The 20,811-nt window shown below is 56.9% G+C and carries 21 protein-coding genes; 5 read left to right on the top strand and 16 right to left on the bottom strand.

Annotation, left to right across the window (positions count from 1 at the left end; translation table 11 throughout):
• Positions 1-194: 194 nt before the first annotated feature.
• Both I2C21_RS08070 and bsh read left to right on the top strand, forming a co-directional pair.
• Positions 195-1,298: a DUF3048 domain-containing protein gene (locus I2C21_RS08070; RefSeq protein WP_195278969.1), complete on the top strand. Its 1,104-nt coding sequence runs from the start codon at positions 195-197 to the stop codon at positions 1,296-1,298.
• A gap of 318 nt (positions 1,299-1,616) precedes the next feature.
• Positions 1,617-2,594, top strand: coding sequence for a choloylglycine hydrolase (gene bsh / locus I2C21_RS08065; protein ID WP_195278968.1), 978 nt, complete (start codon positions 1,617-1,619; stop codon positions 2,592-2,594).
• Between the two features lie 383 nt (positions 2,595-2,977).
• On the opposite strand, the gene I2C21_RS08060 is transcribed toward bsh, so the two are convergent.
• Positions 2,978-3,607, bottom strand: a complete 630-nt coding sequence (locus I2C21_RS08060; protein ID WP_328821076.1) for a hypothetical protein — start codon at positions 3,605-3,607, stop codon at positions 2,978-2,980.
• A gap of 352 nt (positions 3,608-3,959) precedes the next feature.
• Between I2C21_RS08060 and dcd the strand changes: the two genes are divergently transcribed.
• The 3 genes from dcd to I2C21_RS08045 all read left to right on the top strand — a co-directional run bounded on the left by dcd (position 3,960) and on the right by I2C21_RS08045 (position 5,324).
• Positions 3,960-4,583: a dCTP deaminase gene (gene dcd, locus I2C21_RS08055; protein ID WP_195278967.1), complete on the top strand. Its 624-nt coding sequence runs from the start codon at positions 3,960-3,962 to the stop codon at positions 4,581-4,583.
• A gap of 124 nt (positions 4,584-4,707) precedes the next feature.
• Positions 4,708-5,061, top strand: a complete 354-nt coding sequence (locus tag I2C21_RS08050) for a hypothetical protein (protein ID WP_195278966.1) — start codon at positions 4,708-4,710, stop codon at positions 5,059-5,061.
• Positions 5,058-5,324 carry a DUF1653 domain-containing protein gene (locus tag I2C21_RS08045; RefSeq protein WP_195278965.1) on the top strand — a complete coding sequence of 89 codons (267 nt, stop codon included), beginning with the start codon at positions 5,058-5,060 and terminating at the stop codon, positions 5,322-5,324. The genes I2C21_RS08050 and I2C21_RS08045 overlap by 4 nt, the downstream gene beginning before the upstream one ends.
• Before the next feature lie 109 nt (positions 5,325-5,433).
• Here I2C21_RS08045 and I2C21_RS08040 read toward each other — a convergent pair whose 3' ends face one another.
• The 15 genes from I2C21_RS08040 to I2C21_RS07970 form a co-directional block, all read right to left on the bottom strand.
• Positions 5,434-5,901, bottom strand: coding sequence for a phage holin family protein (locus I2C21_RS08040; protein ID WP_195278964.1), 468 nt, complete (start codon positions 5,899-5,901; stop codon positions 5,434-5,436).
• 1 nt (position 5,902) lies between these two features.
• Positions 5,903-7,372: an N-acetylmuramoyl-L-alanine amidase gene (locus tag I2C21_RS08035; protein WP_195278963.1), complete on the bottom strand. Its 1,470-nt coding sequence runs from the start codon at positions 7,370-7,372 to the stop codon at positions 5,903-5,905.
• Positions 7,369-7,773 carry a hypothetical protein gene (locus tag I2C21_RS08030; RefSeq protein ID WP_195278962.1) on the bottom strand — a complete coding sequence of 135 codons (405 nt, stop codon included), beginning with the start codon at positions 7,771-7,773 and terminating at the stop codon, positions 7,369-7,371. The genes I2C21_RS08035 and I2C21_RS08030 overlap by 4 nt, the downstream gene beginning before the upstream one ends.
• Positions 7,770-7,994, bottom strand: a complete 225-nt coding sequence (locus I2C21_RS08025; protein ID WP_195278961.1) for a hypothetical protein — start codon at positions 7,992-7,994, stop codon at positions 7,770-7,772. The genes I2C21_RS08030 and I2C21_RS08025 overlap by 4 nt, the downstream gene beginning before the upstream one ends.
• A complete protein-coding gene (locus I2C21_RS08020) occupies positions 7,994-8,956 on the bottom strand; it encodes a leucine-rich repeat domain-containing protein (RefSeq protein WP_195278960.1) in 963 nt (320 codons plus the stop codon). The genes I2C21_RS08025 and I2C21_RS08020 overlap by 1 nt, the downstream gene beginning before the upstream one ends.
• Positions 8,949-10,019: a collagen-like domain-containing protein gene (locus tag I2C21_RS17555; RefSeq protein ID WP_286167233.1), complete on the bottom strand. Its 1,071-nt coding sequence runs from the start codon at positions 10,017-10,019 to the stop codon at positions 8,949-8,951. Before I2C21_RS17555 ends, I2C21_RS08020 begins: the two co-directional genes overlap by 8 nt.
• An 88-nt stretch (positions 10,020-10,107) precedes the next feature.
• Positions 10,108-10,497 carry a putative ABC transporter permease gene (locus I2C21_RS08010; protein ID WP_286167232.1) on the bottom strand — a complete coding sequence of 130 codons (390 nt, stop codon included), beginning with the start codon at positions 10,495-10,497 and terminating at the stop codon, positions 10,108-10,110.
• Between the two features lie 40 nt (positions 10,498-10,537).
• Positions 10,538-10,888, bottom strand: coding sequence for a DUF4376 domain-containing protein (locus I2C21_RS08005; protein WP_195278958.1), 351 nt, complete (start codon positions 10,886-10,888; stop codon positions 10,538-10,540).
• Positions 10,889-11,131: 243 nt separating this feature from the next.
• Positions 11,132-12,244, bottom strand: coding sequence for a hypothetical protein (locus I2C21_RS08000; protein ID WP_195278957.1), 1,113 nt, complete (start codon positions 12,242-12,244; stop codon positions 11,132-11,134).
• 132 nt (positions 12,245-12,376) lie between these two features.
• On the bottom strand, positions 12,377-13,528 hold the full coding sequence (locus I2C21_RS07995; protein WP_195278956.1) for a siphovirus ReqiPepy6 Gp37-like family protein: 1,152 nt from the start codon (positions 13,526-13,528) through the stop codon (positions 12,377-12,379).
• A 17-nt stretch (positions 13,529-13,545) separates the two neighbouring features.
• Positions 13,546-14,436, bottom strand: a complete 891-nt coding sequence (locus tag I2C21_RS07990) for a phage distal tail protein (protein WP_195278955.1) — start codon at positions 14,434-14,436, stop codon at positions 13,546-13,548.
• A gap of 12 nt (positions 14,437-14,448) precedes the next feature.
• Positions 14,449-18,783 carry a hypothetical protein gene (locus I2C21_RS07985; protein ID WP_195278954.1) on the bottom strand — a complete coding sequence of 1,445 codons (4,335 nt, stop codon included), beginning with the start codon at positions 18,781-18,783 and terminating at the stop codon, positions 14,449-14,451.
• Between the two features lie 142 nt (positions 18,784-18,925).
• Positions 18,926-19,297, bottom strand: coding sequence for an HK97 gp10 family phage protein (locus I2C21_RS07980; protein WP_195278953.1), 372 nt, complete (start codon positions 19,295-19,297; stop codon positions 18,926-18,928).
• 319 nt (positions 19,298-19,616) lie between these two features.
• Positions 19,617-20,174, bottom strand: a complete 558-nt coding sequence (locus tag I2C21_RS07975) for a hypothetical protein (RefSeq protein WP_101692849.1) — start codon at positions 20,172-20,174, stop codon at positions 19,617-19,619.
• Positions 20,175-20,179: 5 nt separating this feature from the next.
• Positions 20,180-20,767, bottom strand: a complete 588-nt coding sequence (locus I2C21_RS07970) for a hypothetical protein (protein WP_195278952.1) — start codon at positions 20,765-20,767, stop codon at positions 20,180-20,182.
• Positions 20,768-20,811 lie beyond the last annotated feature (44 nt).

The raw sequence follows: 20,811 nt of genomic DNA, 5'->3' as shown, positions 1-20,811 counted from the left end.
TCTTTTCTCTGTACTGCTCAGTTAAAGTCATTATACGGTATTTTTTCCGGCTTGGCAAGAGCAGCGCGGGCTTTCCCTCCTCCGCCGCCCCGCGGTCCCATATTTCCCGCCGTTTTTGTCTTTCTTGACAGAGTTCGGCCGGGAGGGTATCATAAAATTATCCCGGAATTACCAGGAAAGAGAGGCTTTCTTCCATGTTGACCAAGAAGCTCGCCCCACTCTGTCTCGCTCTGCTGTTGGGCCTGAGCGCCTGCGGGAAGCCCACGGCCCAGGTCTCCCCCGCGCCGGAGCACTCCCTCCCGGTCCGGACGCCCGAGCCCATTCCCACACCTACCCCCGAGCCGGAGTATACCGGCCCGGTGAATCCCCTCACGGGACTGCCCATCGCCGAGGAATATGTGAACCGCCGCCCGGTGGCCATCATGCTCAACAACCTCAAGCAGGCCCTCCCCCAGGTGGGGGTCTCCGACGCCGACATCATCTATGAGTGCCTGGCCGAGGGCGGCATCACCCGGATGCTGGGGGTCTATCAGGACCCCAGTCAGGCGGGGGCCATCGGCTCCATCCGCTCCTCCCGGCCCTACTATCTGGAGCTGGCCCTGGGCCACGACGCGGTCTACATCCACGCCGGGGGCAGCCCCGACGCCTATGAGAAGATCCGCGCCTGGAACGTCACCGCCCTGGACGGGGTCAACGGGCCCTACTGCGGCTCCAGCCCCGGCTCCAACCTGATGTGGCGGGACGCCGACCGGCGGCGCAACATGGGCTATGAGCACAGCGTCATCACCACCGGCGAGACCATCGTGGAGCGCTTTGCGGGCTACTCCTTCCGGCAGGAGCACCAGGAGGGCTATACCTACGAGATGAACTTCCTGCCCGACGGGACCCCCTCCGGCGGGGTGACGGCCAACACCATCACCGTCCCCTTCTCCAACGTGAAGACGGGCGTCTTCACCTACGACCCGGAGCAGGAGCTCTATCTGGTGGAGGAGTACGGAAAGCCCTATGTGGACGGCAACACCGGCGAGCAGGTTGGCGTCACCAACGTGCTCATCCTCAAGACCCGGTGCTCCGCCATCCGCGGGGACGACAAGGGCCGCATCACGGTGGACCTCACCAGCGGCGGCACCGGCTACTATGCCTGCGGCGGCCAGCTCATCGACATCCTCTGGAGCAAGGGGGGCCGGAATGAGCAGCTGCGCTATACCGACCTGAACGGCAACCCCATCTCCCTGGGTGCCGGGCACAGCTATGTGAACATCGTCCCCCTGGACTCCGACGTGGAGATCCAGGGCTGAGAAGACAGCTTAGGCGTCTCCGGTCCTCTCAGACCGGGGACGCTCTTTTTCGGTTTTCTTTTTTATTCTCTTATCTTGACTTACTCTCTCCGCCATTTTTGTCGGGAGGGGTCCCGCCATTTTTGTCAGGAGGGTCCCGACAATTTTGTCGGGAGGGGGGTGCTCCCGCCGTAAATTTCTTTAAAAGATATTATACGCTTTTCTTTATATCTTGTCAAGATACCGCAAGGGCGTCTGCCCGCCGGAAACCAGCGGAAGGTTTGCTTTTTGGCCTCTCCCGGGGTATACTGAAAAAAAGGTTGCAAGGAGGCCTGTTTTATGTGTACGAGCGTCGCGTTTTCTGCCCCCCGGAAGCTGTTTGGCCGCACGCTGGATCTGGAATATTCCTTTGGACAGCAGGTGGTGATCACCCCCCGAAACCATCCGCTGCACTTCCACCGGCGCAGCACCATGGCGCACCATCTGGCCATGATCGGCATGGCCACGGTGGATCGGGATACCGCCCTGTATGCGGAGGCGATGAACGAAAAGGGCCTCTACATGGCGGGCCTGAATTTCCCCGGAAATGCCTATTACACCCCGCCGGAACAGGCCGCAGCGGACGCCGTGGCCCCCTACGAGCTGATCCCGCTGGTGCTGGGCCGCTGTGAGACCCTGGCGCAGGCCGAAGCCATCCTGAAGGGGATCGACCTCTTGAGCCTCCCCTTTGCACCGGGCTATCCGGTGGCCCCGCTGCACTGGCACATTGCCGACGGCACTGGCTCCCTGGTGCTGGAGGTCATGGAGGACGGGGCCCATCTCTATCCCGACCCGGTGGGGGTGCTCACCAACAATCCGCCCTTTCCGTACCAGCAGATGAACCTGAGCAATTATCAGACCCTCTCGCCCCATCCCCCCAGGAACACCTTTGCGCCGGAGCTTCCCCTGGCCGTATACGGGCAGGGCATGGGCGCGCTGGGACTGCCCGGCGATGTCTCCCCCATGTCCCGCTTTGTGCGGGCGGCCTTTTTGAAGGAGAACGCCCTCTTTACCGGGGATGAAATGCAGGATGTGACGCAGTTCTTCCACATCCTGGATGGCGTATCCATGGTCCGGGGAAGCGTCATCACCCCGGAGGGAAAGCCGGACCTGACCCTGTATGCCTCCTGTGCCGATGCCTCCCATGGGGTCTATTACTATAAAACCTACGAAAACCATCAGATCAACGGAGTGCGTTTTACCGAGGCGCTGATGGATGGAGAGGCGCTCTCCTGCTATCCGCTGGAGAATCAGCAGCACGTACACTGGGTCAATTAAACGATAGGTTTCCATGCAGCGGCTCCCCTGGCCAAACCGACCGGGGGAGCCAAAATTAGTAGGAGACCGTATCTCTAGGCTGTTTGCGGCAAGTGCCTCGCAGAGTTCCACCGTCCGCAGACGGCGGAAGAATATTTCAATCCGTTTTTTTCGAGGACATGTGCCTCGGAAAAAACACTGCTCAGCCTGCAAGTGTGTGGCCCTTCCCGGGACCCCAGACAAAGCCCAGCGAAGCGGGTTTGTTTGGGAGAGGAGGGGCAAGGGAGTGAAGTAAGCCCTGGCCGTCAGGCCGGGGTGAACGGTACGGACTTTGACCCGACGAGGTGCGCGCAGCAGGCTGCATCTCCCTCGAAAAAACGCTCTGCGTTTTTGAGAAGCGCAGCTTAGACCATGCAGCCGTTCTTGACCTCCCGGTAACACGCGGGGGTGCCGGGGGCCTGGTTGGGCGGGAAGAACTCATCCACGGGGAACTTCACATGGCGGAAGATCTCACAGGGATCGTCCTCGTTGCCGCCGCAGGTGCACTCCTTCTCGGGCAGGCAGTAGTCGTAGATGGGCATGAGGAGCTGGGTGTCCCGCTCCAGCCGGATGATGGAGAACTGCCCCAGGCTCACATAGACCCGCTTGCCCTGGTTGCCGAAGCACAGGTCGCTGCAGAAGCAGGCGCAGATGCAGGGCGGGATCTCGGTCAGCTCGCAGTCGCAGGGGTGGCACTCGCACACGTCCACCAGCTTCATGTTCAGGACGATGGGGTCCACCGCCTCCACCACGGCGGTGGGCACGCTGCACCGGCGCATCTGGGCGTCCGGCCCCTCGTCCAGGCAGGAGGAGAAGACCTTGGCGCTGCTCTCGCTGCCGAAGAGGATGACCCGCTTGTCAAAGACGCACAGGCCGCTGATCTCCACCGGACGCACCGCGCCCACAAAGGCGTCGGCCGTGACCCGGTAGTAGTAGCGGACGTCCACGGTGTAAAAGCCGCGGTTGAACCCGATGGGCTCCACGTCGATGTACACATAGATCAGCTCGGCCTTCCCGGCCTTGATGCTGACCGCCCGGTCGATGGCGCACTGGGAATCCTGGGTGGGATAGAACCGCAGATCTTCGATGCAGTCCTTGTCGGAAGATATAGCGTCTTAAATACAAATTTTGTTTTAAATTTGGTGTACCAGAATAGGCAACTTTTGAACAAAAGTTGCCTATTATTGAAAGCCTTCAATTGCCATCCGCAACATTAATATAAATTAAAAATATGCTATACTAGCACTCCAGAAAAGAGAAGGAAAATCATTTTTATTGACTTTCCCTACTAATTTGCTATAATATGTTTTTATACTAGTCAGAGTTGATCCAGGGAGATGTTGTATTATGATACTAAACTCGCAAGAAATTCGCGCACGTTGCCTCTCCGCGGGTGTACAATCGCTTGTAACTCCCTTTCACGAAGAGCAACTACAGGGAGCCTCCTATGATCTTTCTATTGGAAACTCTGTCCATGTCTTTTCTGATAGCGTGAAAACCATTTCTTTGAATGATGAGGCAGCTCTAAATCACCTTTATGAGGAAGTGGATTTATCCTCTAGTCCGTTCCTTCTTAAGCCAAATCAGTATGTTCTGGTCAAAGTTCAGGAGTCGCTTTTTATCCCAACTGACTTGGTAGCCCATATTCGTCCCCGCACCAGATTCACACGGCTTGGAATTATGATCTCCCCTCAACATTGCAATCCTGGCTATCATGGACAGTTGCAGTTAGGATTGCATAACATCAGTCCTAATACTATCCGGATTCCTGCCGGCATTTGTGTTGCTCAAGTCATTTTTGAAACCATGTCTCAACCATGTGACAAACCTTATTCTGCAAAGCAGGATGCCGCCTATCAGGGAGAATCCCAGTTTATTGGTCCCAAATTTAATATGAATGAGCTTTCCCCTGAAGCCAGGGCACTATATCAGTCTATTCTGACCGGTGAGGTACTTCGTAGTGGAGAGTAGCCATCAAGATACAATCAAACTTGAAGAATTAGTAGATTTTTATGTTTCCCAAGTCATGACGAAAGGTCATACTGTGGACTCTGTAGACCATGTAGACTCTAAGGAAAAGCAGAGGATGGTTCCCATGCTTAAGGAAAGCATTTCCAGTTCCATTCGGAAAGAAATTCGGGACTCCTTAACCCAAGAAGAGGCCGATGCCATCTATCACAATGCTGTGAAAATACATCGTCGGAAGGAACTACAGAATCGGGTCCATCAAATTAGAAATCTGCTCTTTGAAGGCATTCTTTTCTCTTTCTTTGTTGGACTGTTGGTCAACCTAGCAACAGAGTTGATTGATACTTTTTTCTCCAACCACAAGGTATTTGTGGCCGCCATCTGTATTATAGTTATTACTCTGCTCTATTTCTACCGCCTTCTGGGCCAGATCCAAGCATTCTTTCATCCTGACCAAGAGGGAGATTCTGATTTTTCATGATTAAACGTTCAATTGTTGTGGGTGCAAAATACCGACATTTCAAAGGGAATCTATACCAAGTTATTGCGCTTGCACGGCACACCGAAACGGAGGAAGCTCTGGTTATCTACCAAGCTCTCTATGGCGACTTTGCTATCTATGCCCGTCCATATGACATGTTTACCTCTGAAGTGGACAGGGACAAATATCCAGATTGCGCCCAGCGTTATCGTTTTGCCCGTATTTACTTTGTAGATAGTTCTAATTTCCAGGTAGAAGAATAAAATGTCATAAAGAACGCCCGCAGGTCTATACCTGCGGGCGTTTGTCATAGCTACACCTTTGCCACCTGTTCGGCAGCTTACTACTGGAGGCAAGCCCTGTGGGCGTTCCTCACTTTGTATCCTCTTGTGCTCCTGCCCCATCGTCCACCTTTTCGCGCAGGGACTCAATGGCCTTCGTAAGCCAGGGCGGGATATCCGCCCCCAGCGCTCCGGCGTTCTCGATGATACTCCCCGTTTCTGTGAGGATATACCACACGATCACCAGCGGGCAGAAAAAGATCTCATATGTAAACGGCAGGCTGATACCCGGCATATGCTCCAGGATCATGCTGATCACCATGTCCAAGATACCGGCCACGATGACTGCCACCACCGACCCCAGCTTGTGCCAGATGCCATCTCTGGCGGCCTGGCTGGACCACTTCCCCGCTCGCAGCGCCGCGCAGGACCCAGTGGCATAGTCGATGGCCATGCAGGAGATCCATGCAATGACCAGCCAGCCAAACCAGCCCCACAGTGCGGTGAGGGCAGCGCAGAAGGCCGACAGCGCGGCCTTGAACGTATTCACATGCTCCATATCAGTCTTTCTCCTTCCGAAGATACTCCGCCATGGCGTGGATCAAGCACACCACATTGGCGTCTGCATAGCCGCTGCCGGTCTTCCAGTAGGCGGGAGAACCGATGATCCCGGCCTGGGCCAGCGTCTCCACGTCGGTGTCCAAGTTGGACACATTGGGCTCCTCCCCTTTGCACAGCTTCAGGAACTCCTCCCAGCCACCGGGCGTGTTCCGGATCGTCCGGGGGCAGTCCTTGCCGTTCCAATGGTGGTGCTGCACTACCCGCTCCAGGGGGATACTGTGCTCTGTCATCAGGAGGCGCGCCAAGGCGGCGGCGTTCTGCTTTGCCTTCTCAAAGTCACCGCCCTGATTCACGCAGATCTCCACGCCGATGCTCTTGGTGTTGCCGGGGCCCTTGGCTCCGTCCCCGGCGTGATAGGCCGCTTCGGTATCCGGCAGGTGCTGGACGATGGCGTGGTCATCCACCGTGTAGTGCCAGCTCACCAGGGCGTTGGCGGCAGCGTCGCCCTTCAGGTAGGAAGCATGGGCCGCCGCGTCCGCCCCCCGGGCTGCGTTCCCGGTCTCGTGAATCGTGAGGTAGCTGCACGGGTTGAAGCCGCCGGGGCGGTTCTTCCGGCCCTGGGGGATGTAGTCGGTCTGGATGGCAATGCCGTTGTCAGTGGTCCGCTGAGGGGCCTTTACCGGCTCCAGGTAGTCCAAGGAAACCCAGCCCTTGTCTGTTCTCCCCCAGTCGTCCCGCTCCTCCAGAATGGTAACCACCGTGCCGCAGGGATAGGCTCCCGTCTTTCCATAGCCCGTACCCGGGCCGCTGCGGATGTTGACGCCGATGGACGGCGTGACCGTGTACTGTTTGCTCATGGTTTCCTCCTTATCTCCGTCCGGTTTCTCGCCATCGCTCCGGCGGAAGATGAGCAGCCAGGAGCGGCAGATCCGTTTCTGGCTGGGGGTCACCTCCAGGCCCGGACCAAGGGTGCCCTGAGAGGACCAGGACCCGTCCCACCGGAGGATACTGGCGCATCCCCGCGCCCGAAGGGCAGCCTCCAGGGCGTCCGTGGTCTCCGGCGTGTCCTTGGAGCAAAGAAGGACCACAACCGTACCGTCCGCCTTTACGCCGGTATATGTCCAGCCATTGCGCCCGCCGTCCTTGTCCGTGTACCGACGGCCGTTGATATCCACCGGTGGGCAGCCGATGGCGTAGTCGTAGACGGCATAATCCTCGTTGTCGACCGTCAAAAGGCCGTCCTTGTCAATGAGTAAACCGTACTCGTGCCAGTTCACACCATGCACCCACTCACCGGCGATCATCAGGGCCGCCCGGTGCTGGTATGTAATGAGGTCGAAGTAGGACAGATTGATGATGGCGTAGCACCCGGTTTCCTTCTGGATCTGCTGCCACGTCAGACGCCTGGTGTTGTCGTACAACCTGAATTTGTATTTATTCTGCTGGTACTCAGCGATCTTATAGCTCATACAGAAACAGCCTCCCACCAATCAGGATACTCGGAAGGGGTATAGACATTGTTATCATGCAAAGAACGATACAACGTGTCTCCCCACCATCCGAGTTCATTTTCGCTGAATGCAAGCCCCACTGTGATTTGGTTGGGGATAATTCGAATACCGTCTCGATAAAGCACATCTTCCCAAAGAGTAGGGGCATTGTCAGGGTTCTGGTCCTCTCTGTCCCAAAGGTCAGATGCAGCACGTTTGATTGTACCTCCCCAGTTGATTCTGGTCCCGTTCTTGATAAGTGAACCGTCGTACTGCATTCTTTGGAGAACATCCGGCGCAGTAGATAATGTCTTATCATCCAGAGAGGTTGCGCCCTGAACGACAAGAGATCGAAACGCTTTTGCTTCTTTCTCGGTCATACAGCACCACCTCCTGTAATGATCTCCAATGCCTCTTCTGCGGTCAGCTCCCTGTCAGGTACTTTTTCGTCTGTCTCGGTATAGGTGCGTCCTGATTCAGCAGGGTCAATCGCTTCGGAGTAAACCACACCTGTACCATCCTGGCGAATCATGTGACCAGTATCAGAGAAGGTTCGCATCAGCTTACGACCGTTGTTTTCAAAAATTTCAGTCTGAATCATCAGGTTCCCTCCTCTCGCATCTGGTCGGCATAGGTAGACCAGTTTGTGGCAGTCTGATATGCTTCAAGACTTCCGACCGGAACATAGATAATGCAGTCTGGATTGATACCGCTCAGTGCATCAATATGGGTAAGTTGAGGAGGCGTTTCAGAAAAAAGATGGTATTCTTTTATTCCGCGGCAAGACTTGAACGCCGTGTTTTTAATCGTAGTAACGCTTGCTGGAATAATAACAGAAGTAATCGAATAACAACTCTGAAATACACCAGACTCAATGTCAACAACGGTATTTGGGATACTAACGAGAGATAGAGAACGACACTCTTGAAACGCACTCTGCTCAATAGAAGTAACACTTACTGGAATTATAACGGAAGTAAGTGAATAGCAATACCGAAAAGAACCTGATTCAATTCTAATAACACTATCCGAAATAAAAACAGAGTCAAGAGAAAAGCAGTATTGGAATGAATAGCTTCCAATAGCGGTAACTTTACGACCAATTATGGCTCGTTTAAGCATCCCACCATATCCACTATTTTTACTGCCTATACCGCCAACCACGCACTTATAAACATCACCGTCTCCTAATCCTAATTCACACCCTTCTGCTGGGTCAAGGCTGATAGCATAATCACCGGCCTGCTGGTAGGTATGGGTGGTGTTTACTTTTCCAGTACCGGGGATTGTTTCTGGTTCACTCCCGTCTCCCCAATCAATAGTGACTCCATTCTCTACTGTCTGCTGGATATAGAGTGGTACTTCATTACGTGCAGGAGGACGATCAGGCATAGCATTGGGAGGGATAGTAATATACAGGCGAGTCTTACCATCATCAGGAGGTTCTGGTTCACCACCACCTCCACCAGTAGCTGTGACCAAAATATCACGGTCACAGTACTTACCAGCAGTCAGCAGTCTTTTTGACGTACCACCGTCTACGGTGATCTCAATGTCAGCCATCTTGCACCTCCCCATTATAGACCGGAAGAGCTGCAATCACAGCTTGCACCATTTCCTGCTTATCCGCTTCGGTGTAGTAATCAACACCCCTTACCGGAGTTTTACCATCTGCACCAGCAGGACCAGCGGGTCCTTGCTCTCCGGTATCGCCTTTCGGTCCAGCAGGCCCTTGTTCTCCTGCCGGACCCTGAGCACCGGGCTCTCCCGTGTCTCCCTTTGGCCCAGCAGGGCCTTGGGCACCAGTATCACCTTTCAGACCCTGCTCACCGGGAGGGCCTTGTGCTCCGTCTGCTCCTGCCGGGCCTTGTGGTCCCTGTTCGCCAGCAGGACCTTGCGCACCATCTTTGCCGGCGGGTCCCTGTGGGCCCGTATCACCGGTGTCGCCCTTTGGTCCCTGCGGTCCAGTGTCGCCGGTATCACCCTTTTCGCCTCGGGGGAGAGTTACATCCACCGGAGCCACGGAGTCCATATCGTCCTTGGACGGCGTGAACGACACACGCATGGTAGTTTCATCAGTCTGCTCTACTGACGGCGTGTAGTACCCTCCGTCGCTTCCGGCCCCACCGCCTTCCGGCAGCGGGAGCTCGGACTGCTCGTATTGGTCAGACTCTGTATTCCAGAGCATCCAGAATCCAGATTCACCAGGGATGGGAGGGTGCTGGTTGAGTTCGTAGATCCTCTCCTCCATCTGGTGGAATTCAGACGGAAGGACAGGCGGATACTGCGAGGCGGCATTGATGGAATGGATCACCTTGAGCGTAAACGTATTCGATTTCTTTTTTGCGCCCTCTCCATTGACGCCAACCACCTGACACCTTATGGTGCCTTCCGGCAGTCCAAAAGATTCCAGAATTTCGACTTTCAGGCTGCCATCAGATTTTGTGAGCTCCAATATATTAGAGTAAGCCATGGAGGCAGCTATCTCTAATGTATAGGTGCTGAAGCTCGAGTAGTCGCCGTCCAGTAAAGCGATCTCTATGCAGGAAACTCTATTTTCTCCGGAGTACCCAACTTTCCGGTCTTCAAATGGTACGTTAACGGTCCAGTCTGAGATCGTGATCATATTTTACTCAGCCGCCTCCCACGCCGCCGGATAGTCCTCCGGTCTGAAATTGGTGTTCAGCGGGATATATGCAATCCGTTTGCCCACGCTACCACCTCCAAACATAATGCGGGCGTTCCCCGCCCTCAACGGCCCATCGGGTCCAGTCGAACACCGGGATAAATATCAGGCACAGTCCCCACCAGAGAGCCGAGAACTGGGGGCAGATCTGTCCCCATAGGTTGAACGCCATGCCGGAGTAGTCCCACACATCCATCTCCAGCCAGAGGTTGAGGACGATCCCGGACATCAGCTCTGCCACCGTGACCAGCGCAGCGCAGACCGCCGCCTGGAACCACAGTGGGCATGCCCAGGGCAGCTCCGCTCCCGCCCGTTCCACGGGGATGGTAAGCAGGATGGCCACCACCAACATGGCCCAGCTGATCCGCTCCGGATGGCCCGTGATAGTTTTAAATGTCACCTCCAGGAGAAAATACAAGGTCCCTCCGAAAAACCACAGGAGCACGGAAAGGACTCTCTTACTCCACCGTGTCATAGTCCACCTCGATCTGCTCCAGCTCCTCCAGCGTCTTGGCGGCCAGAATCTCCACCTCTTTTTTCTGCTGGTAGCTCACCAGGGCGGTGACTCTGGCATCGATGGCGAACGCCAGCGCAGAAATCTCCTCCAGCGTCCAAGAGGTACACTCCTCTCCTGTTGCATTCCAGGTCAGGTCATAGGGAGTAGAGGTCTGGGCCGCCAACACCGCGGAGAGGATCTTACTGGTGAGCTGTTGCTGCTTCTCCCGGGTGATACTGTACGGATTCCCGTCCGTCCAGGTGATAGGATGAGACGCAAGATAGGATTCCAGATCGGACTTGGACTGAACCACTCTAGCTTTCTTCGCCTTGGGAAGAGCATCCGGATCAGGTTTAGGCTTGACCTCATCCGGTATAGGCGCAGACTCCCAGCTCTGCGTCTTTTCATCCCACCTGCAAGGGATCGGAAATGTCTCCGCCTCCTCTTGCCTGTTCAGAATGAGTTCATTCTCAGCAGGAGAATAATTATCATCGCATTGCTCAATGCAATAATAAACGCCATTAAACGAAACCGCTTTGTACTTCACACAACTCCCCTACCCTTCGTTTTTGCCATATAGTTTCACCCTCATGCTGACACTCATTGAGCCTGCGATTGAAATCGTAAATTTGTAGTTTGACCCATCAAAAACAACTTCGGAAAAACTTTGAGTAGAGCTGCTTAAAGGAAGTGTTTCCGTGCCCGATATAATATAACTTCTTTCAATGGTGTTTTGTAAAGTAACGTTGATAGCACTTTGATTTGACTGAAAAACACATTTACTTGCGACTGTAATTCCCTCATCTGAAGCATTATAGTCGATAATAATCAATTCGGAATTTCCGCCTTCTAATGAAACCGATCCACCTTGACGTGATTGAAAGCTTTGAATATCAAAAACCATTTTAATGGTGTCATATCCGATAGATGACGCCAGATTATAAGATCCTCCAGACGAAATGGGTATTGATCCTATAAGCGTCCATGCTTTTTCAGCTCCTATCTGCTGAATGGTCACGCCGTGGGGGTTGCCTTTATTCGCTACATGAGAATTCAGAGCCTGTTGTACTGCGGCGCCCGTCCCTGCCGGGTCAGCCCCCACCTGCTGGGCTGTCACGCCATGGGGATTGGAGCGATTCCCGGCATGGGCGGCCAGACCTTCCTGCAAATCCTCTGTTGTCGACCGGACCGCCCCGAGGCTGTTGTGGAAGATTGCCATGAGACTGGGGTTTCCCTCCACCGCCTCTCTCTGCTCCTCGTCCATGGGAAAACCAAGCGTATAGAGCCAGAGCACATATGGGAGGTTTTCGTTGTCCGGCGGGTAATAGGCCGGCTGCCCCATGTAGGTTAGGAAGGTCCTCGTGTCTGTCAGCGTTACCCGGTGCCCTCCCGAGGCGGGTTCCAGGTGAGCGCCGGCCAGCTCCAGATCGCAGATATCCTCCGTGCTCACCAGCTCCCCTGTGATGGCCAGCAGCTGAAAGTTCCGCACCTCCAGGCTTTTGTTCATCCGGACTACGATCTTGCAGTCCTCAGAGACCTTCACCGTCTCCGTACCATCAAATACCGCAGCGCGCCCCCGGATATAGACCGCTCCGGCGCCGATCCGGAGCGTGGTGCCCTCTCCGCCCTGCACCGTAACCTTGCAGGCGTCCGAGTCGGCGCCTGCCATGACGCCCTTCTCTGAGAAAAAGGGTGCGAAGAATGCGGCATGGTCATCTGCGTCATATTCCCGGTCGTAGCCGCTGGGATACGTCCCCAGATCGCTTGTTTTGACGGCGTTAAAAAAGTAACTCTTGATAAGTCATACCCCCTGTCTGATCTGTCGCCGCAGCCGCCCGAACACATTGAGGGGCGCCGTGCCAAAGGTGGCCGTCCGCTGGACACCGGAACTGCTCCAAACCGTCTGCATCTCGGTGAGTCTGGGGTGCATCTCCACACCCCAGGCGAGGTTCCGGCATGTTACCAGGTCTCCAAGGCGGTAGTCCCGGCCGTACACATACCGCCCATCCAGGATCTCACAGGTAAAGGACTCGGCCACCCGGTAGCCCTCCGCCTCGATGAGCGCCTGGCGCTTCAGCTCCTCGTATTCGTTCCCGGCCTCCGGCGTGTCCACCGAAACCGAGAGATGAACCTCCCTCCGCCGAATGCCCACCGGCTCCTCTTCCCCTTCCCGCACATAGGAGACGGTAAGGGTCTCGTCCGCAAACTCCGAGCCGGCCATGGTGGTATAGAAGAGATTCCGGGCGTCTGTGGAGGCAAACGCATAGTTCTGGGCCTGGGCAGTCCTTCGCTGGATGTCAAAAATGACCCGGATACGTTCGCTCTGGTTGGCCGTGTGGTCCACCCCCTCTACCACGTCGAACACGAAGGCGTGGCGCGCCAGGTCCGGCGTGATATCGTACCCCAGTCCAGATGCTTCGCCCAGGGCGGAGAGCACGTCGGCCACCACCTCATGTCGGCTCATGTATTTGTCGTCCGGCACGCCCCGCCCCCGGTCCTCCGCCACCTCAAGCCCCCACACCTTCCGGGCGGGTAAGTTGGGGGCGGCCAGGTTGGCCGAGACATAGTGCTTCATACATGTCTCCGTGGGGCCGGTGACAGGGTCGTACCCCTGGGCCCCCGTGATCTCCGTGGCAGCGGGTGGGATGGTGATGCGGTCCATGGTCAGCCCCTTGAGCTGCCGCCCCTGGACAGTGCATGTCTGCCCCTCTGCCCCGGTGGCCAGCGCCAGATCGTCAATGATGCCCCAAAACGATCCGTCCACCAGCACCAGACGCCCGGCAGTAAGCCGGTCCGCGTGCCGGGCCTCGACGGGGACCTCGATGGTGAAGTACCCTGGCGTCCACAGCCGCTCCACCAGCGTGATCCCCGTAGCCCGGGTGCAGCGTCCCACGGAGCGGAAGGTGGGCGTCCCCTCCTCCGGAGGCACAAAGATCCGGATCTCTACCGGCATATCCATCTCCCCTTTCCCTAAATTCCCAGGCTTGGAACTCTCCACCGGATATACGACACCGGTGTGTCCTCGGGCACGTCGTTTTTGACCGCCAGCTCATTGGCCCCAGGCGTCAGGGCCCATGGCGTGGAGTCCAGGCTCATCCAGTGGGAAACGTCCTCCTTGCGCTGGTATACCCCGGACGCATCCCGTTCCCAGAGCCAGGCCGTCACATCCTCCATACCGATGACCAGCTTCTGCCCCTCTTCAATTGGGTGCTCGATGGTCACCTGTTCCCCGGTGTCCAACTTGGACACCGTCACATACTGTCCCGTGGAGAACACCTCTACCACGGGGTAGATATCCACGTCGGTGGGATTCACGATGGAAGCAAAGGGGCTGAACGTCCCCATCGGACTCCGGACCGGAGACCAGGGGAAATGCCAGAGTTTTTGGATCACTCCAATCGCCTCCACATGCTCTTCGGCGCTCTCCCAGTAGGGAGAATCTGCCACAAAGGTGATATCCACCGTGGAGAAGGTCCCCACCGGGTCGGAAATGGTGGGTGTGGCCTGTGGCCTGCACCTTACCTGGACCGCCTCGTCCTCCTTGTAGTAGGTCAGAATACCCCAGGCATTGGGCGCAAAGGTCTGGGCCAGCCAGGCCCGGGCACGGTCATAAGCCGCCCGTGCCGGATGTGCCGCATTCCCGTAGACCAGCATGGAGCCGGTCAAGTTGATGGTCCGTGCATCCAGAGCCACGTGATAGGTGGTCACGCCGTCCTGGCGCGGAGCTCGGACCGTCTCGGCTGTAGCACCGAGGTCCGATGTAAGCCCCCGGAAGTAGTAGGGGCCCGGCCGCTCATAGGGCCCGCCCCCCTCAAAGGTGCAGACCCGGCCGCTGTCCGATACCCAGGAAACATATCTCATCCGTCCTACCTCCTATCGTCCCAGCTCGTCCAGCGCTTTCCGGACGGTACGGGCCACCTGGCCCTCAGTCATGCCTCCGGTCACGTTGTAGGTGAGGGTGGCCGTGCGGCTGTTGTTGATATGGTTTGTGGTCATCACCTTGTGGATGGCCGCGATGCCGGAGGTCACAGCCCCCAGGATCCCCCCCAGCCCGTCCAGGTCCAGGCCGCCGGAGGAGGCCGCCCCGCCGGTTCTGGCCGTGGAACGGCCTCCAGGCTCCGTCTGGCTCTTGCTGGCCTCATACTGGGCCTGGAGCTCCGCCACCCGGCGCTCATATTCCTCCCTGGCGTCCGCCAAACGCCGCTCGTATTCTGCCTCCAGACGTTCCAGGCTGGCCTGGTAAGCGGCCTCCATCTGCTCCACCTTGGCGTCGTAATCGGCTTCCAGCTTGGCAAGCGCCGCCTCGTAATCGGCCTTTGCGGCTTCCTTGGCCGCGTCGGCTGCCTCCTCAGCTGCCTCGATCTGGTCTCGGATCTCTTCCTTTTCCTGCTCTTTTTCCCGCTCAAAGAGGGTGTCCTCCTTATCCTGGATGGCCTTGTCCAGCTCCTTCTGGAGCCGGGCCACCTCCTTCTCCCACTCCAGGCGTTCCTCCTCATCACGGGCATAGGCAAGCTGGGCCTGGGCGGCCTCCAGGCGCTTTTTCGCCTTGGCAATGGCGTCGTCCTGCTTTTCGTCCTCCCGGAGCTCCCTTCGGGCCTGGAGTTCGGCGTCGATCCCCTCCAGCACCGCGTTGAGCCGCTCCTTTTCCGCCTCCAGTTCTGCCTCGATGAGCGCGGTCTTCTCCTCATAGGCCGATTTCAGGGCGTCTTTCTCCGCCTCGTAGGCCTCCTTGGCGGCCTCTTTGGCCTCTTCATAGTGCTCCTTCAGGAGATCTTTCTGCTCCTCCAGCTCTCTCTGGATAGCCTCGGTCTCAGCATCGTAGGACTCCTTTGCCGCGTCCAGCCGCTCGTTGAACTGGTCCTCCAGCGCCTCCAGCTGCTTTTCACGCTGCTCCTTTTGCCACTCGTAGAGTGCAACCGTCGCTTTCTGCCAGGCATCCGAGTTCTCCTCCAGGTAGTAATCCCTGAGCTCGCCCATCATGCGATAATAATCCTCTTCGCGGATCAGGTCCAAATCCAGAAAATATTGGAGGTCCGCAAGCTGATCCTCATAGGATTCCTCTTTGAGTTCCCGTGCCTTTTCCTGCTCCGCCTGAACGGCAGCGATCCATTCCTCACTCCCCTTGGTCAGGTGATCCATGCGGGCCTGCTGCATTCCCTGAAGATACTCCTGCCAGGTGATCTCCTCGGCGTCCAGGGCCTCCTGGAGGGCCTGAAGATCCCGCTCATAGGCACCGGCCTGCCACGTGTGGAGCTCTTCCTCCAGCTTCCAGCGCTCATCCTGGTTGGCTCCCAAGTACCTGGCCCCCAGTTCGGCTTTGCGCTGGTAGTACTCCTCCTCGCTCAGGAGGTCCATGGCCCGCAGGTGATCCAGCTCCTTCACAGCCGCCTGGTAGGCTTCCAGGTCTTGCTCTGCCGGAGTCTTCTCTTTTTTGGCAGTCGAGGACTTGGAAGAAGTCTTTTTCCCAGAGGTACTGCTCTGCCGAACATAGCTGGCACTGATACGGTCAAAATTCTCCAGAGCTTTCCCCGCGCTCTCCAACTCCTGCGCCGCCTTGCGGTATTCGTTGGCCTTGGCGTAATAACCGGCTCCCTCCGCCTCGTTCTCCGCATTCGCCCCCATACTCTGATACAGATTGGCCAGGGCTTCAAGCTGCCCTTGCACCGAAAGTGTGGTGGCATTGATGGCCTCGATTTTTTTCTCTTCCGCCACCACAATGGCATCTGCCGCGCTCTGAGCCTCATTGAATGCCAAGGCATACTCCGCCCGTTGGGTATCCATGTAGTCCTTCAGCGCTCCGTCCGCAAGCTGGTATCCATCCGCCGTTTCAATAAGGTAGGGATAGAGCTGCGGATACTTCTCCAAAAGCTCTGCAACGGTATTCAGTTCCAGATAGCCCGTCTCGCTCTGCTCCTTCTGCGCCTGAGCCAGCAGATCGTAAGCGCCTTGGGTCTCTGAGAGCACGCCGCTCAGTTCCTTGAGCTTGGCGGCAGCCTGTTCTGCCACACTTCCGGCCCCGTCCATTGTGGACACGGTTTCTTCCGCCGTGGCGTTGTATTTCCCGTAAATCCCCTCCAGACGATCCATCTCGGCCTCGTTGGCCTCGTACTGCTCCGTCAGCTCCTCTACGCGCTTGCGCGCTTTTTGGAGCGCCGTGGAGGTAGAGATCGAGATACCCTCATAATCTCCCATCCTGCTCGTGGTCTCTTCCAGTACCGCATCGAACTTGGTCTGGGCTTCCGCGAGCTCACGATTGGCCTCGGTCAGCTCCTCCTCCAGCGAGAGCTGGTCCTTCTGGATCTCCACCATATCCTTTACGGCCTGTTCCGCCAATGCCTGCTCGGCCTGGGCCTCTACCAGCGCCCGGATGGCCTCCGTGGTCATGTTGAGGCTGTCTGCCTGTGCGTCGTAGGCCAGGGAAAGACTGGGGACCGCCTCGTTGAGCTGTTCCACCAGTTCCAGCATGGTGGCCTTCTGGGTGGCGGATTTATCCTCTGCCTCAGAAAGCGTCTCCAGCGCCGTGACCATGGACAAAAGGTCGTCCTGCTCGGCCTGGAGCTCTTCCCTTTCTTCTTCCCGGGATTTCCGGTTTTTCTCCACACTCTCTGCCAGGGCATCCCCTGCATCCGCAGTCAGTCCATATGTCACCGCCAAGGAGGCCAGAACGGATGCCAGCGTCCCCGCAACAGTGATTGCCGCACCGATCGCGTTGGCGCTCATAGCCACGTTCAGGGCGGTCTGACCTGCCGCAGCGGCTGCCTGGGCCGTACGGAGTGCCCCGTACACCTCCACCCCTTTGCTGATAGCACCAGTCAAGCCGCCCATTACACTCTGGGCCGGGCCCAGCGTTGCCAGGAAAAGCCCGGTCTGGACAACTGCTCTTCGGGTTCCCTCGTCTAGATCTCCAAAGTTCTGAATGAGTTCTGCGAGCTGCTGAATCAAAGGCGTGATAATGGGAAGGAGCTCCTCCCCGGCTGCGGCGCCGGCCTCTTTCAGGCTTTCCTTCAGGATACGAAGCTGGTTCGATGTTCCGTCCGAGGTTCGGGCAAAATCCCCCTGGGCGTTCTTCGTGGCATCCATTACATACTGATACCGCAGCATGACCTGCTGAGCCTGGTCCATCTCGGTATAGGCCGTCTGGTAACCTGCCGCCAGTGCATAGGCCTCCAACTGTGTCTGGGTCATTACCACGCCCAGCTCCTTGAGGCTTTCTGTCTCACCGGTGAAAATACCCTTGAGCGCAGTGTTTACCTGTTCGATATTCTCATTCTTGAAAGAGGAGAGGTCGCCCGCCAGATTTACCAGCGTCATAGACAGTGCGGAAGCTTCTTTTTGGCTCAGGCCCATGGAGGTGGCCATATCGCCGTAAAGGGCCGCCATATCCAGCGCAGTCCCCTTAGCCAGCCCGATGGAGCTCAGTGTGGTGTCCGACCATCGCTTCACACTCTCTGAAGCATCCCCAAAGGCCACATCTACCTTGTTGATAGACTCGGCCATGTCGCTGGCGAAGGTAATGCCCGCCGCGCCGGCTGCTGCCAGCGGGAGCGTCACATACCGGGTCATGGTGCTCCCCATTGCCTTCAGGTTCCCTGCCGCTGAGCTCAGACCCTGATTGATCTGGTCCAGGCGGATCTGATTGATCCTCTGCAATGCCTGCCGAGCCTCTTCGGCGGCTTCCTCCGCCTCGGTTAGCTCCTTTTCCAGCCTCTGGTACTCAGCCGAAGTTTTGTCCGTCCCCGCCTCGTCCAGTGCGGCCAGCTTCTGCCGCAAGAGTTCCGCCTTCTGCTCTGTTTGGGAAATCGCACGCTGTGCCAGCTCCTGGGCCTCGTCAAACTGCTTTGCGTTCCACTTCCGCTCCAGCTTGGCACGTACGCGGTCCAGCTTCGCTCCCGTGGTTTCCAAGCCCGCGCTCACATCTTCCAGTTCGCCGGTTAAGAGATCAATCTTGGATTGTTCACTGGCACGGCTGACCTCTTTTAACTGCTCCCTCGCCCTCTGCGCGGCCACTTCAACATAGCTCAACTCCCGTCGGAGCGCCTCATACTGTGCCCGTTGCGTCTCACTAAAGCTTCCCGGGTCTCCCATCGCAGCGAGTCCCTTTCGGAGCACCTCCGCCTTCCGCTCGGTCTCCTCCAGCGCCCGGCGCGCCAATTCCTGCGCCCGCTGAAATTTTGAGGGGTCCCACTCCAGCTTTAGGCTGTTGCGCAATGTGTCCAGTTCCGACTGCGTCGTCCGGATTGCTCGGTTTGCAGAGTCTAGCGCAGTTTTCAGTTTTGTGGCATTGCCACCAATCTCAATCTCAATGCCTTTTGTATATCTGGAGCTTACCGCCATTCTCTATTTCCCTCTTTCACAGCCGCGCAAGCAGCTCCTCCATGATTTGGTCAATCTCTTCATTAAGCGAGACGCGTATGTGCTGCCTCGCATCCATTCGAACGCCCCCGTCATTGTTGCGCGTCCCATATTCCAAAATAAAGGTAAGGTCCGGCTTGGACGCATTATAGATTACCTTTACCTTTTCATGATTCCTGGTTTCAGTCCGCACCCGCCAGCCTGAAGCATAGATTCCGGTGTCCTTTGGGCTACGCTCCTTCAGCTTTTCTTTCAGCTCCAAAGCCCTATTCTGAATGATTTCATCCAGCGTTAACTCTGCTTTCATCGCTTCTTTTTCACATAGATCCGCAAGATAGATTTCAAATTCCTCAATAGGGATCGGTCCCACTATACTCCACCACCTTCTTCAACATACAGAAACCCCCGCCTTGTCTCAACTTGACAAAGCGGGGGCAGATGGTATAATTAAGAGTAGAAGGGCGCTGTTGCAACGGTTGGCCCAGAAGTCACAACATAGGTTTATCTACGTTGACCGCTTAGGGTACCAGCCTGAGCGGTCAACACGCTTTTGGGCTCATGTAAGTCATCATCACAAAGATGACAACAAAGCAAATCAAAAGCCGGAAGGCTTTCCGTCCCATCAGCCTCACCCCCTCTCACAAGGGAGTGGCCAACCGCTATACAACAGCGCCGCGGATATTATACCTTCAAGGCGCCGTCCTTGTCAAATTTTGCCGCCCAGCCCGGGCGGCCTTTTTCTTTGCCCGGGGATATAACTGCGCCATCTCTTTGGCCGTCAGCTTGCGGTAGCTCTTGCGCTCCGGATCCTGGAGAGCCACCAGCCGCCGCACCACGCCAACCAGATGGAGGAGGGGCAGCTCATAGAGCAGACCCAGATCCACCCGGGCCAGCGTCAGCGACGCCAGAAGGCGATACTCGTCAAACGGCTCGTTTGCGGACTCCTCTCCATCCTCCCAGCCGTCCAGGGCATGGTCTGCCTCCAACAGGGCATCTCGGGCCCGGAGCCCTTTGGTGAGGAAGTTTCCGTCCTTTCGGGCTTGCCGGGCTAAAACGAGCAGTTCCGGCCGCTCCGCCGCCGGAATCATCCGGTGGCACATCCGCAGAAGAACTCCCTCCAACTGTTTTGTAGTCATCGGACGCCGCAGGGCCTCAACGATGCTCTCTCCGTAGGCCGCCCGATACCGGATAGCCGAGATGGCTGCGGGGTCCAGCCGGTACCGGACCCCGCCCAGTTCCATCTCCATCCCGATCAGGGGCCGTCCGCCGCCGCCACCTTGGGCACCGGGACGGTTTTACCAAAATTAGCATAGCCCTCGTCGTCATAGCGGCAGGTGTAGAGATATGCCTTCCGGCCCACACCGCGCTCATCCAGGTACTCTCCGGTCCCCTCCGCGTCCATCAGCGTATCGCCGTAGGCCCGGAACGGATAGGTATACGATCCGAACTCCAGAGAGTTCTTGTCTGTGGTATGGGTGGCAGCCCCCTTGCCCAGCTCCACATTGAACATCCACACCTTGACAACAGACTGCTTACCATCCTCGTCGTTCTCCAGATACTCGTAGTAGAGCGCGCCGCGGAGATAGCTCACGATATTGGTGGTGATAAGGCCGGTTGCTCCCTCCAGGGCAAAGCCCGCAGCCTTCTCCACCTCCGGATCGGCAGCGGTGGTGCCGATCTCGCCTTCATAGCCGGTGTCGTTGGGAATACGGCACACCAGACGGTTGTCCGCATACTGCTCTGCCGCCTCCAACAGTGCAGAGGGGTTGATGCTCTGGGCATACTTCATGTCCAGGAGGGTAGAGGCATATCCCTCCGCCTCCTTCGGTGCGAATTTCATGTTTTGGATTCCGTGGTATCCGGCCGCCTTACTGCGTGTCTTTC

Source organism: Clostridium sp. J1101437_171009_A5 (genome assembly GCF_015547905.1).
Taxonomy (GTDB): Bacteria; Bacillota; Clostridia; order Oscillospirales; family Oscillospiraceae; genus Pseudoflavonifractor_A; species Pseudoflavonifractor_A gallinarum.
This window is presented reverse-complemented; position numbering and strand designations above follow the sequence as displayed.